This window comes from Nannocystis punicea (genome assembly GCF_026965555.1).
GTDB classification, from domain to species: Bacteria; Myxococcota_A; Polyangia; order Nannocystales; family Nannocystaceae; genus Nannocystis; species Nannocystis punicea.
The window spans coordinates 3,857,898-3,871,368 of sequence record NZ_CP114040.1 but is presented as its reverse complement, the minus strand read 5'-3'; the positions used below and the strand labels follow the sequence as shown (position 1 = coordinate 3,871,368).

The following is a 13,471-nucleotide window of genomic DNA, read 5'->3' as shown; positions in this document are numbered from 1 at the left end:
CCGACGTCGCCGCCGCGGCCCCGCGCCGCTTCGCCCGCGGCTACACTCCCCCGCATGTCGAACGCACCGCTCGCGCTCATCACCGGGGCCGGCCGAGGCATCGGTCGCGCCGTCGCCGAGGCGCTCGCGCCGACCCACACCCTCCTGCTCGCCGGCCGCGACCGCCACGCCCTGGAGCGCGTGCAGGCCGAGCTCTCGCTCCCCCACGGCGCTCACCTCCTCGCCGTCGACCTCGGCGACCCCGCCTCCCGTTCGTCATTCCTGGCCGAAGTGACAGGTCTCGAGGGACAGCTCGGACGCCGCGTCCAGGTTTTGGTCAACAACGCCGGGGCCGCCCACTCGGCCCCGCTCGCGCGCACCGGCGACGACGACTGGGCCCGCCTCTTCGAGCTCAACTGCACCGCCCCGTTCGTCCTCACCCGCGCCCTCGTCCCCGGCATGCTCGCGGCGGGCTGGGGCCGCGTCGTCAACGTCGCCTCGACCGCCGCGGTCAAGGGCTACGCGTACACGGCCGCCTACTCGGCCAGCAAGGCCGGCCTGCTCGGCTGGACGCGGGCCCTCGCCGTCGAGCTTGCCAGCAAGGACGTCACCGTCAACGCGGTCTGCCCCGGCTTCACCGACACCGACATCGTCGCCGACGCCGCGCGCAACATCCAGGCGACCACCGGCCGCAGCGAGGACGAGGCCCGCAAGGCCCTGGCCCGCTTCTCGCCGCAGGGCCGGCTGCGCAGCCCGGCCGAGGTCGCCGACCTGGTCGCCTGGCTGGCCCGCCGCGCCGCCGGCGGGGTCACCGGCCAGGCGCTGGCGATCGACGGCGGCGAGACCGCCTGACCCAACATGAACGAAGGGGCAGGTCCCGAAGAACCTGCCCCTCGTGTCATGCCCGGAGGGACATGCCCTCGCGGTCAGGCGCTCAGCCGACCTTGTCCCAGCCCTTCTTGATGTTCTCGGCGACCATGTCGTCGCCGATCTTGAGCGCCTCGCCGAGCGTCGGCGCCAGCCGGACCTCGCGCTCGAGCGGGGTCTTGCGGCCGGCGGAGAAGTCGGTCCAGTGGACCACGAAGGCCGGGTAGTTGGGGTCGGCCTTCTCCTTGTTGGTGCGCCAGATGACGAGCTTGCGGACCGCCTGCTGGCCCTTGGCGCTCTTGGCGTAGACCTCGCGGCGGATCACCTCGGAGGCCGGCAGGACCAGGCGCTCGGCCTTCTTGTTGAGGCTGTCGATCTGGACCCGCTCGAGCACCTGGGCGACGCGGATGTCGACCGGGTTGACGGTCTTGTCGCTGCGGACGCGCGAGAACACCGGGTGGAGGATCGACACGCCGGGCATCTCGCGGATCGTGCGCCAGCCGGGCTGGCTGTGCTCGAGCACCATGCGGAGGATCGGGTCGCCGCTCGAGTCCTCGCCCTGGATGTCGGTGACCTTGACCTCGATCACCGTCTCGGGCGGGACGAAGCGGTACAGCGCGCCCTTGCTGTTGGCGTAGCGGTAGTTGGACGCGATGCTCTTGCCCGACAGCTGCCGGTAGAACTCCTTGCGCTGCTCGGTCGGCATGTTGCCGCAGGCGCCGATGACCTGGAACTGGCCGTCGTCGCGCATCATCGCCAGCAGCAGCGAGCCGACCGCCTCGGGCTCGTCGGAGCTGTCGGTGTAGCCGATGATCGCCGCGTCGATGTCGATGGTCGGCTTGAGCTTGAAGACCAGGTTGTCGGCGGTGCGGACGACCAGGCCCTCGCCCTTGCCGCCCTCGACCCACTCGTTCCAGCGCTGCATCACCTGGTCGGCGCTGGTCGCCTGCTCGGTCTTGATCGCCTGCAGCCGCTTGCCGCCGGCCAGCAGCCGCTGGCACAGCGCCAGGCGGTCGACGTACAGCGGCGGCCGCTGCGGCGCCTCGGCGTCGCCGCCGTGGAGCACGTCGAACGCGAAGTACGCCATGCGCTCGACCTGCGCCTGCGCCTCGCCGCCCATCGCCGACCCGAGGTCGCCGACGCGCGGCCGGCCCTGCCCCGGCGCCTTGGCGGCGAACAGCTCGCCCGCCAGCACCGTGCGGCCCTGCTTGCGCCCGAGCGCCGCCTTGGCCTCGAGCAGCACCGGCACGTCGCCCGAGACCACTCGGCCGGTCGGCGAGCACAGGATCGCCTGCTGCTCGTCGAGCACGAGGAACCACAGCTCGCCGTCGATCTTCGGCGACACCTGCAGCGCGCCGGACGGGACCGCCCCGCGCTGCAGGTCCTCGAAGGGGAGCGCGCGGTAGCTGCCGGCCACTGCGCGCTTGTAGTTGCGGAACATGGCCGCCAGCTCGGTATCGAGCAGGCTGCCGGCCGGGCTCTGCTTGCCCTTGCCGAGCGGACGGGCGCTGTCGGTGGAGAACAGGCTCATGACAATCTCCAGTCTGTCCGAAAGGTCAGGTCGCCGCCGCGCCCGGGGCGCGCAGCTCGAGGTTCGAGAGGTGGAGCAGCAGCTTGTACTTCTGGCCGTCGACGCGGCCCTCGAGGAAGCCGCGGTACGGCGTGCCGTTCTCCTGGAAGATCAGCGGGTCGCGGCCCTTGCTGCCGGCGCCGAGCAGCGCCATCTCGCCCTTGTCGTGCAGCTCCTTCGCCATCTTGAACAGGAAGTCGAAGCTGAGGCCGTCGACGTGCTTGATCTGGATGGTGCGGCGGAACGCGAACTTGGTCACCACCTCGGCCTTGGGCAGGCGCCGGGGGGTGAACCGCACCGGCGACTCCTTCTCGTTGGTGTTGGCCGGGATGTCGGCCGCCGGCTTGCGCTCGCGCTCGGCCCCGTCGGGCCCGAACAGCACGTCGACCAGCTTCGGCGAGGCGTGCAGCACCTCGCCCTTGCTCGACAGGAACACGGTCTGCGTGTCGCCGACCTGCTTGCCGACCTGCTCGATGTCGATCTCCGGGTCGCCGTCGATGAGGGCCTGCGCCAGGTCGCCCGGCTGCCCGCTCAGCTTGGCGTAGGTGCCGGCCTCGGTGGTCGCCAGGTAGCGGCGGAACTCGAGCTTCTTGCCGGGCACGCCGGACACCGGCCCCTGCTTCTCCTTGACCGACTCGAGCGCGAGCGTGGCGTCGCGCTTCTCCTCGTTCATCAGCTGGATCTTGCGCATGGCTGTCTCCCTGACCTGTCCCTCAGAACATCTCGAAGTCGAGCTCGTCGCCGTCGTCGTCGCCGCCCGGATCGTCGGCCACGGTGGTCTGCAGCTCGCACCACTCGCTCACCGCCGGCGAGCCGACCAGCGCGAAGTAGGCGCCCGCGTTGCACACCAGGTAGGCCAGCTCGGTGTCGTAGCCGCCGCGGTAGCAGAACACGAAGCGGAACACCTTGCCCGCCCGCAGCTCGCCCTCCAGCTTGGGGTCGAGCCCGTTCGGGTCGAGCGTGTAGACCGACCGCACCGCCAGGTCGAGCAGCTCGCCCGGATCGACCGGCCCCTCGAGCTTCTGCGGCTCGCCGAGCGTGCTGCCGATGTGCGGCAGCGGGTTGCCGTCGGCGTCGAGCCCGACCAGCTTGCCGTTCGGGATCCACGCGTTGCCCTCGTCGAAGTAGCCCTGCGCGGTCATGCCCGAGCGGATCAGCAGCGTGCCGTCGCGCGACAGCTCGGCCCGCTCGCAGCGCTGCTCGTGGGGGTCGAGGATCTGCCGCTGACGCTTGCCGTACAGCTTGGCGCGGTCGAGCTTCTCGTGATCGAAGGTCGACTGCACGCCGCCCCAGGTGACGATGATCGGTTTCGCCATAAGTGCGAGGGCCGCAACGGCCGCCAAGCCTTATCCGACCGGCCGCGCAGCCGTGTCAAGCCGAGCAAATTCGCAGCGCGAGTTCGCGCTGCTCATTAGTGCCCATCGACATTGCGACGTCGGCAGCCACGAGCCGATCCGCATCCTTGTACGCGCAATCGAGCGACGACCATCACAGCGTCGCGATCACCTGGATCTCTTTCAGATCAGGCGCGCCCGCGACGATCTCCAGGCGACCGTCGCCGTCGACGTCGCCGACCGCCAGCAGCTCGCGAGGCGCCGGCGCCAGCAGCTCGAAGGTGTGCTCGCAGAAGAACGAACCGTCGCCGCCGCCGAACATCACCGACACCGTCGCCTGTTCGCCGACCACCACCAGATCGAGCAAGGTGTCGTCGTTGACGTCGGCCAGGAGGCCGCCCGTGAACCTCGCCGGCGCTCGAGCCAGCAGCGGCGCCGCCTCCCACTGACCGGGCTGCGGCGCCCGCCACACCGCCACCAGGCCGCCGACGTCGTCCTGCGTCAACGCGACGATCTCGCGGCTGACCACGTTGTCGAGCTCTCCCGCCAGCGCCTGCGAGATCACGGTCCCGCCGGCCGTGAGCGTCGCCTGTTCCTCGAAGCCCGCACCGTCGATCCGCGAGAACACGCGCACCGTGGTGAACCCGTCGAGGCTCGTGGGCCCGACCAGATCCGACAGCGCGTCGCCGGAGGCGTCGACCACGCTGACCGCCAGCGACACCGGCAGGTCGAACGACGGCCCCGCCTGGTAGTTGCCGAAGCCGTCGCCGATCCACGTGCCGATCGTGGGGCTCGACTCGCCGATCGTCACCAGGTCACCGCCGACGCTGCCGTTGATGTCGACGTCGGCGAACCAGACGCGCCGCGTCCCGCTCTGCGCGTCGAGCTTCGGCTTCACCGTCCATAGCCCGGCCTCCCCGACGAGCACGTTGACGTCGCTCGCCACCTCCTGCGCGATCGCGAGGTCGGTGTCGCCGTCGACGTCGAGGTCGCCGGCGGCCAGCTGCAGGTCGCCGGTCGCCGGCACCAGCGCGATCAGCTCGCTCGTGACGAAGTCCTTGACCCCGGTGTTGAACAGCACCTCGATCACCGAGATCGCCGGCGCCCCCACGGCGATGTCGACGTCGCCGTCGCTGTCGAGGTCCGCCGCGACCAGCGACGTCGGCAGATGCATCAGCGGGACGATCGTCGTCACCACCGACGGCACGTCGCAGCTCGGCACCTCCGCGACGCCGACGCAGGCGCCGGCGATGCACACCTGTCCCGGAGGACATCCGCTCGCGTCGACGCACTCCTCGCCCGTCGTCCCGGTGGTCGAGGTGTTCGAGGTCGTCGGCGGCTCCGTGGCCGTCTCGAGGCCGGTGGTCGGCGGATCGATCTCGGTCGTCACCGCGCCCGTCGTCGGCGGCGCGGCCGTCGTGATCGTCGGATCGGTGCTCGGCTGCGGGGAAGTCGGCCCGCCGCCCGTCATCGACCCGCCGCCGGTGGTCGCCGCGCTCGAGCTGCCGCCGTCGGTGTCGCTCTCCGGCGGCGGCGTCGGCCCGCACGCCACCACCACCCCAACTCCCAGACCAAACCATCGCCTCATGAGCCCAGAGTAGCCGCGACGGTTTCGGGTCAGCAACCGCGGAGGCACACCATCCAGGAATCGCGCGAGAATGCGCGCCCGCGGGCCGGCCCCGGCGCCTGACTTGACATGTCCGAAAGGCCATGTCGATCGCGCTCCGAAGTCTCCCGTCGCGTCGCGTCGGTCGCTAGATCCGGTTACGATGAGACCATGCCCCGGCCCCTCTCCATCACCCTGGCGTGCGCCCTCCCCCTCGCGTGCGCGAGCCCTGCCGCGACGACCGGCGGCGGCAGCGAGGCGGCCGGCAGCGAGACCGGGACCCCGACCACCGGCGCCGGCGCATCGACCACCGGCACGCCGACCACCGGCGCGCCGACCACCGGCACGTCGACCACCGGCACATCGACCACCGGCAAATCGACCGACGGGCTGCGCCCGATCCCCGCCGACCCGCAGCGCGACGGCGATCCCGACGAGGGCTATCGCGCCCTCGTCAACAATGGTTACGTCAGTTGCGGGATCCCCTGGACGGCCTACTCGCAGGTGTTCACCGACGCCCCCGAGGCGCTGCGCCTGCCCGGGCGCGACGGCAAGAACGCGACCTTGCCGTACGACAAGACCGCCTTCGTCGGCGCCAGCGGGGTCGAGCTCGTGAGCGCCAACTGCCTACAATGTCACGCCGGCGAGATCGACGGCAAGCTGTTCGTCGGCCTCGGCAACGCCAGCGGCGACTTCACGGTCAAGGTCGGCGGCAGCGCGGCGCTGGCCGACCTGCTCCTCGACGACCCGGCCGAGAAGGCCGAGCTGCAGCGCTTCGTCGCCCGCCTGAACGCCGTCGAGCCGTACACCCAGACGCTCACGCTCGGCGCCAACCCGGCCGACAACATCGCCGCGGTGCTGTTCTCGCACCGCGACCCCGACACCATGGAATGGTTCGACGAGCCGCTGCTCGACCTGCCGCCGGTCGTCGTCACCCCGGTCGATGTCCCGCCGTGGTGGCACATGAAGAAGAAGCACGCGATGTTCTACGTCGGCGCCGGCCGGGGCGACCACGCCCGCACGATGATGGCCGCGTCGACCCTGTGCACCGACGACATCGACGAGGCGCGCGCGATCGACGAGTACTTCCCCGACATCCGCGCCTACATCCTGACCATCGAGGCGCCCGCCTATCCGTTCGCGATCGACGCCGAGCTCGCGGCCGCCGGCGCGGAGGTGTTCGCCGCCACCTGCAGCGGCTGCCACGGCACCTACGGCGACAGCGACACCTACCCCAACCTGCTCGTCGACCTCGACGTCATCGGCACCGACGCCGCGCTCTCCACCGACGCCTCGCAATTCGCCGGTCGCTACGTCGATTGGTTCAACGACGGGTTCTACGGCGAGGTGTCTCGATTGGAGCCGCAGGTCGGCTACGTCGCGCCGCCGCTCGACGGCATCTGGGCGACCGCGCCGTACCTGCACAACGGCTCGGTGCCGACGGTCGCCGCCCTGCTCGACAGCCCCTCGCGCCCGACCTACTGGACGCGCAGCCACGAATCGACCGACTACGATCCAGCGAACCTCGGCTGGCAGCACCAGGCGCTCGACCACGGCCAGGCGGGCGAGCCCTCGGCCGACGTCCGCAAGAAGATCTACGACACCACCCAGCCCGGCTACGGCAACGGCGGCCACACCTTCGGCGACGCGCTCAGCGCGAGCGACCGGGCCGCGGTGATCGAGTACCTCAAGACGCTGTGAGCATGGGACCGGCGCGCGACCCTCGTCCGCGCTCGCGGTCCTCTCATTCCGACGGAGGCCGAGGAAGAACGGCTCGACTTCCGTCCGCCGCCTAATCCGTCAGGACGACCACATAGAGCCGAGAGCTGCCGTAGGTATAGCCGAAATCGACCAACTGGACGTAGACGCGTCGGTCGTGCCGCATGTCGCCCGTGATATCGACGGCTGGGATCGGCGCGTACGCTGCCTCCACCGGCTGGCCGAGGCGTTTCATCGGGTCCGCGAAGGTCGAATCGAACCCTTTGGGGATTCGCCGTCCATTGACGATGATATCGTTGTCGACGATCACTCCGCCGCTCCCCGACACGTCGGACGAGATCATGACTCGCTTCATCCCGTCGAGCTCGACGGTGTCGCTCCATTCGATGAAGATCACCTGGTGTTCCCCCACGGATCGCCGGATCGGCACCCCGTTGGTGACGAGGTAGCTATGCATTGCCATCGGACTCCTCCTTCTCGAGCGCACGTGGGCCGCACGCGGCTCGACCGTGCAGAATGAACGAGGGTGCTCGTCCGGCAAGCGCGAGAGATCGGCGGCGGTCCCGGCGACCGCCCCGGCGACCTCGCCGCGCCGATTCATCGCTCCCAGCGCCTCTCTCCCCGCCATCATCCCGCTCGCGCCTCGCCGATGAATCGCGGTCATGGTTCGGCCGCTCCTCCGCGGGGCGGTTTCGCGGGCGTCCCCGTCCAGGCCTCCGGAGCGGCGCGGTCGCCGAGGATCCCCGCGCGCGCTGCGTCCCGGACGCGTCCCGGGGCGACGAGTCATCCTCCCGGATGCGCTAAACTCGACCCATGCACGGCGGCGCCCCCGACATCCAGGTCATCCTCATGACCTGTCCTCCCGACCAGGCCGAGAAGATCCTCCTCGAGCTGCTCGAGCGGCGCCTCGTCGGCTGCGGCAACATCGTCCCGCTGGTGCGCTCGCGTTACTGGTGGGAGGGCCGGATCTGCAGCGACGACGAGGCCCTCGTCGTCCTGGAGACCACCCCCGATCGCCTCGACGCCCTCTACGCGGCCATCCCCGAGGTCCACCCCTACTCGGTCCCCAAGGTCGTCGCCCTCCAGCCGAGCGCCTGCGGCGAGCCCTACCTGCAGTGGCTGCGCGCAGTGACCCGGCCGGGTTGAGCGAGGAGAAACAGGGGGCCCGTCCCGTCACGCGCTCGCGCGCACGAGCTTGCGCGCGCAGGCGACGAGCGCGAGGTAGCAGGCCGCGCCGACGGCCATCGTCGTCGAGATGCCCCACGTCATGGATGTCCCGAGGGCCAGGCCGCTGGCGCACACGCCGAACGCCCCGTTGATGCCCCACAGCCACGGCGTGACCGCGTGGCCGCCTGCCCTTTCGACCAGGCGGAGGCCGAGCGGGAAGCAGATGCCCATCCCGAGCGCGGGCGGGGCGATCAGGGCGATCGACAGCAGCACGCGCACCGAGGTCTCGGCGCCGGCGAAGCTCTCGGTCACCGGGCCGGTCGCCAGCCGGGCCGCCACCACCATCAGCGCCGGGATCAGCGGGAACAGCCACGCGATCGCCCCGCCGCGCTCGACCGCCAATTTGCCGCTGAGCAGGCTGCCGACGCCCGCGGACAGGATGATGCCGCCGAGCACCACCGCCAGCGACAGCGTCGGGTGGCCGACGAACACCCCGACCTGGGACAGCAGCGCGATCTCGACGAACATGAAGCCGAGGCCGATCAGCGCGAAGTAGGCCAGCGCCGCCGCCAGGGTCGCCGGCGCCAGCGCGCGCGCCCCTGGCTCGGCCGGTCGCGCCTCCTCGGGCCGCCGCCGGGCCACCAGCGGCCCGAGCAGCGCCGCGAGCGTCAGCAGCAGGCTGACCAGCGTCGCGTAGACCAGCGTCTGGGTCGCCTGCAGGTTGCCGAGGAAGCCGAGGTCGAGCTCGCTGACGTCCTCCTGTCCTTCGAGCCAGGTCCCGGGCTTCAACATGTTGAAGAAGAACGGGCGGTCGTCGGTCGGCGGCGTGAGGTCGAGCGTCTGGTTCTCGGCCCACTGCCACAGCGCGGCGCGGTCCTCGATCGCGCCGAGCTCGGCGAGCAGCGGCTGGGCCGGCAGGCGGCGCGGCGTGAGCACCATGTTGACGCCGATCCGGACCGCCTCGCGCTGCATGAGGTCGAGGTCGGCGGCGGTGAACGGCGTCGGCGAGACCAGCAGCGTGGCCACGCTCTCGACCTGCAGCAGCAGCAGGTGCGCGCGCGGCTCCTCGACCCCGAGCTGCCACAGCGCCTCCATCGCCAGCGCCAGCATGCGGGCGGTCTCGCCGGGCGACTCCTTCTTGTACCAGCGCGACACGGTGAACACCCCGGTGGGCGCCAGGCGGCGCAGGAACACCAGCCAGCCCTCGACCGTGTACAGCCCGTTCTCCGACAGGCTGTAGGCGCCGGCCCCGGTCGAGGCCCACGTGTCGATCAGCGACATCGTGATGACCTCGTACTGCCGGCGGTCGCGCGAGAAGAAGCTGCGCGCCTCGTCGGTGTGCAGCTCGACGCCCGGGCGCGCGGCGATGCTCGAGAAGTCCGCCATCGAGCGCCGGTGCAGGTCGACGATCGCCGCGTTGAGCTCGACCCCGACCACCGGCGAGTGGCCGGTGCGCAGCGCCGCCAGCACGTCGCGGCCGCCGCCGACGCCGATCACCGCCGCCGGCCCGTGCGGGCGCAGCCGGTGGGCGAACGTGCTGAGGTCCCAGTCGAGGTACGCGTGGTCCGAGGCCGCCCCTTCGGCCATCAGCGTCGCCGCCGCCCCGTCGATCTTCAGCACCCGCTGCTGGATGGGCGCCCGCGCCTCCAGCGGCATGTTGCGCCCGGGCGCCCACAGGTACGGCGGCAGGGCGATCTGCGTGCCCACCGTGACCCGCGAGTGCGTGTTCCAGGCCACGTGCATGAACTCGCGCGGGTCCTCGCGCACGCCCTTGACCCACGCCGGGCGCAGCGGCGGCGCCTCGGCGGCCGCGTTGAAGCCGGCGAACGCCAGCAGCGCCAGCGCCAGCGCGCCGCATGTCCCGAGGGACCTGCGCCTTTCGCCAGGGTCTTCGTCACATGTCGCAAAGGCCAGGGCACCGAGCGCCGCGATCGCGCCGACCACCAGCACCGCGCTGGCGGCGTCGACCGCGTCGAGCAGCGGGATCACCAGGCCGCAGCCGGCCGCCGCGCCGAGCAGGTCGCAGCCGTAGGCGCGGCCCGGCGGCAGGCCGGTCCGCGTCAGCGCCAGCGTCAGCGCCACCCCGGCGGCCGCGAACGGGACCGCCAGCGCCGCGCCGAAGCCGAGCAGGGCGAAGAAGCCCATCAGGTCGATGACCGGCAGGAGCGGCCCCGACATCGTCCACGCGACCGCCAGCGGCGCCAGCGCGGCGTACAGCGCCGAGCTGCGGGCGAGCCGGCGGACCACCATCGCCTGGCCGAAGCGACCTGGCCGCATGAACACGTAGATCGCGCCGGCGGTCATGCCGAGCATCGCCAGGGCGATGACGAAGAACGACAGGTGGTACCACGCGATCACGCTGGTGATCCGCGTCAGCAAGATCTCGAGCGCGAGCGTCGAGCCCGCGACCAGAGCGATCCCGGCGTAGAGGAAGAACGCGCGCATCGGCGTCACCCGCCCTCGACCACGGTCTCGTGCAGGTTGGGGTCGGCGGCGATGTCGGCCTCGCGGAACAGCAGCGGGCGCCACTCCTTGCGCGAGAACAGCTCGGTCTGGTCGCGGAAGTGCGGCGAGCGCGGGTCCTCCGACTGCGAGTAGGTCAGGAACGCCTCGCCCTGCGGCCCGTCGGGCCCGAACTCGACCGCCATCACGAACGAGGAGCCGTAGTTGACCACGTAGCCGCGCTCCGTCAGACCCGCGGTGCCGTCGACCGTCTCCGGCCGGTAGACCTTGGGCAGCAGCGTCGAGTTGAGGCCCGCGTTGTAGCCGACCACGTTGGCGATGCCCTCCTTGGCGAACCCGCCGTGCACCCCGATCTCGACGCTCCCGCGCGGCGCTCGCTGCAATTGCTTGAGCGGGGCCGACAGCGGCACGCCGGCGGTCTTGAGGTTGATCACCGCCTCGCCGAGCGCCACCAGGGCGCCGTCGACCTGGCCCTCGGCCGGGGCCTTGAGCGTGTGCGGCGTGTGGACCGGGTCCTCGGGGTCGAACGGCGCGTTGAACAGCGAGCCGCGGTCGAGCACCGAGTCGGCGCCGTAGGCCGCCAGGTACTCGCGGAACAGCACCGCGCCGACGCTGTCGGGGTTGAAGCGGCGGTCCCACGCGCCGAGCAATTCGCAGATCGTGCGCAGGTCGACGGTGGCGCCGGCGACCTCGATCAGGTGCTGCGCGTCGCAGCGCTGCAGCAGGTCGTCGAGGACGAGGTCGGCGGTCAGCGAATGATTGCCCTGGATCGCCGCCTTGACCTCGGTCAGCGAGAACTTGCCGTCGTCGCCGGCCACCGGGAAGCGCGGGTCGTTCTGCAGCAGCATCGCGTTGATCCGCGTGCGCGGCGACTGCGGCGCGCGCTCGGACCCGTGCAGCGGCGAGAAGCCCTCGAGCGGCTCGGCCGGGTTGGCCAGCCAGTACGAGTCGTTGGCGTTGAACACGAAGTCGCGGCGGGCGAGCTGCGGCACGCCCGAGAACGGCACCAGCCCCGGCGCGCGCGCGTCTCCGCTGTCCTGCCACTCGTAGGTCGAGTCGCTGCCGTCGAGCACCACCAGGCCGCCCTGCTGATACAGGAGGCCGGTGAGGAAGTCGTCCTCGATCGCCGCCTGCCAGCCGGCGATCGCGGCGTCGCTGATCTGCGCGGTCGCCGAGGCGTCGGCGTACCACGCGTCGCCGTGCTTGTCGGCGGCCATGGTGTTCACCCACGGGATGCCCTGCACCGTCTGATACACCTGCTTGAATTCATCGAGGCTCTTGGCCCGGTCCATGCCGAGGAACTGCTCGATGAGCCGCGGGTTCTCGATGTTGGCGTCGCGGTAGGTCAGCGCGACGTCGGTCGACCAGCCGATCGGGTCGACGTTGAGCATCGGCCCGTAGTGGCTGTACCACAGCGTGCGCGACACCTTGCCCTCGCCCGCGACCTCGACCTCGAAGGTCTTGGCGGTCATCGGCCGGGATGTCCCATCGTACAGGTAGGCGGTCGGGTCGTTCGGGTCGAGGGTCAGCTTGTAGAACGTGAAGCGCGTGCCCGCCGAGAAGGTGTGCGTCCACCCGAGCTCGTCGTTGAAGCCGATCAGCACCCCGGGCACGCCCATCAGGCCGACGCCGTAGATGTTGAGCTCGTCCGGCACGGTCAGGTGGCTCTCCCACAGCTTGAGCTCGCCGGTCCACGGGAAGTGCGGGTTGGCGACGACGATGCCGCCGCCGCTCGCGGTCTTGTCGGCGCCGAGGGCCCAGCCGTTGCTGCCGAAGCCGCCGCTCGTCAGCGTGCCGAGGCCCGCGAGCGGCCCGCCGGGCATCCTCGACGGCACCCCGGGGGGCTGCGCAGTGCCGATGTAACCGACCAATTGATTGCCGCTGCCGAGCAGGCCGAGGTCGACGTAGTAGCGGACCAGATCGAGCGCCTCGATCTCCTTCACCCACGGCGCTCCGGCGCAGTCGGACGGCAGCTCGCCCGGCGGCGTGTCGCGCAGGTATTGATTGTACCCCGCGGCGTAGCCCTCGATCGCGGTCTGGACCTCGGCCGGCGCCGCGTCCCACATCCGCTGCGCCCGCAGCCCGACCTCGAGCGCCTGATAGGCGAAGTCGCTGGTCAGGTGCGCGTCGCCGCTGCCGCGGCCGAAGTACTTGGCGCGCTCGGAGCGGACCTTGACGATCTGATCGGCCAGAGTGCACGCGTGGTCCTGCGCGAACGCATAGGCCTGGCCGAACAGCGCGCTGCCGAGGTCGTCGGCCAGGACGTGGGCGACGCCGAAGCTGGTGCGGCGGATCGTCGCTCGATACGCCGGCTCACCGGTGGTCCCCGCGGTGTCGCTGTCGCCGGTCGAGCTCGAGCCGTCCGTCTCGGTGGTGGTGGCGGTGGTCGAACCGCAGGCGAACAGCGGAGCGAGCGCGAGGACGGCGAGCTTGCGCAACATCGCCCGCCAGGCTAACGCGCCGCCGCAGAGCGGCGCAAGCGCGGCGCCCTCGCCGGCCCGGGCTGCCATCGCTGCGAGGCGGCGGCCGACGCCGCGAGCTCCCGTGCATCGACCCCCGGGCGCGGCCGGACGGCCGCGAGCAGGCCGCCCGGCGCCCCCCATGCCTCGGTTCCTCACGCGAGATCCAGGCGAGGTTCGGGGGCGCCGAACGGCCGGGCCGCGCCTCGACGGGCGTCGCGGTGCTCGCGGTCGGGAGGTCCCGGCCCGAGGTCGACGAACGTGTCGGGCCCCTCGGCCCCATCGACGAACAAGCGCGCCGCCCAAT

The 13,471-nt window shown here is 71.4% G+C and carries 10 protein-coding genes; 3 read left to right on the top strand and 7 right to left on the bottom strand.

What is annotated here, in order from left to right:
* Positions 1-54: 54 nt before the first annotated feature.
* Positions 55-831, top strand: coding sequence for an SDR family NAD(P)-dependent oxidoreductase (locus tag O0S08_RS14875; protein WP_269039798.1), 777 nt, complete (start codon positions 55-57; stop codon positions 829-831).
* An 82-nt stretch (positions 832-913) separates the two neighbouring features.
* On the opposite strand, the gene O0S08_RS14870 is transcribed toward O0S08_RS14875, so the two are convergent.
* The 4 genes from O0S08_RS14870 to O0S08_RS14855 all read right to left on the bottom strand — a co-directional run bounded on the left by O0S08_RS14870 (position 914) and on the right by O0S08_RS14855 (position 5,338).
* A complete protein-coding gene (locus O0S08_RS14870; protein ID WP_269039797.1) occupies positions 914-2,377 on the bottom strand; it encodes an ATP dependent DNA ligase in 1,464 nt (487 codons plus the stop codon).
* Between the two features lie 25 nt (positions 2,378-2,402).
* Complete coding sequence (locus tag O0S08_RS14865) at positions 2,403-3,107, bottom strand: hypothetical protein (RefSeq protein WP_269039795.1); 705 nt, start codon at positions 3,105-3,107, stop codon at positions 2,403-2,405.
* A 22-nt stretch (positions 3,108-3,129) separates the two neighbouring features.
* Positions 3,130-3,732 carry a hypothetical protein gene (locus O0S08_RS14860; protein WP_269039794.1) on the bottom strand — a complete coding sequence of 201 codons (603 nt, stop codon included), beginning with the start codon at positions 3,730-3,732 and terminating at the stop codon, positions 3,130-3,132.
* A 172-nt stretch (positions 3,733-3,904) separates the two neighbouring features.
* Positions 3,905-5,338, bottom strand: a complete 1,434-nt coding sequence (locus O0S08_RS14855; RefSeq protein ID WP_269039793.1) for an FG-GAP repeat domain-containing protein — start codon at positions 5,336-5,338, stop codon at positions 3,905-3,907.
* A 189-nt stretch (positions 5,339-5,527) separates the two neighbouring features.
* Between O0S08_RS14855 and O0S08_RS51045 the strand changes: the two genes are divergently transcribed.
* Entirely contained in the window at positions 5,528-7,057 is a 1,530-nt protein-coding gene (locus O0S08_RS51045; RefSeq protein ID WP_276082597.1) for a c-type cytochrome, read from the top strand.
* Positions 7,058-7,148: 91 nt separating this feature from the next.
* Here O0S08_RS51045 and O0S08_RS14845 read toward each other — a convergent pair whose 3' ends face one another.
* Positions 7,149-7,739, bottom strand: coding sequence for a hypothetical protein (locus O0S08_RS14845; protein WP_269039792.1), 591 nt, complete (start codon positions 7,737-7,739; stop codon positions 7,149-7,151).
* A 149-nt stretch (positions 7,740-7,888) separates the two neighbouring features.
* On the opposite strand from O0S08_RS14845, the gene cutA reads away from it, so the two are divergent.
* Positions 7,889-8,221 carry a divalent-cation tolerance protein CutA gene (gene cutA, locus O0S08_RS14840; protein WP_269039791.1) on the top strand — a complete coding sequence of 111 codons (333 nt, stop codon included), beginning with the start codon at positions 7,889-7,891 and terminating at the stop codon, positions 8,219-8,221.
* A 27-nt stretch (positions 8,222-8,248) separates the two neighbouring features.
* Here cutA and O0S08_RS14835 read toward each other — a convergent pair whose 3' ends face one another.
* A complete protein-coding gene (locus tag O0S08_RS14835; RefSeq protein WP_269039790.1) occupies positions 8,249-10,687 on the bottom strand; it encodes a hypothetical protein in 2,439 nt (812 codons plus the stop codon).
* 5 nt (positions 10,688-10,692) lie between these two features.
* The gene (locus O0S08_RS14830; RefSeq protein WP_269039789.1) at positions 10,693-13,146 is read right to left on the bottom strand and encodes an acylase; all 2,454 of its coding nucleotides are present in this window, start codon (positions 13,144-13,146) and stop codon (positions 10,693-10,695) included.
* Positions 13,147-13,471: the final 325 nt, after the last annotated feature.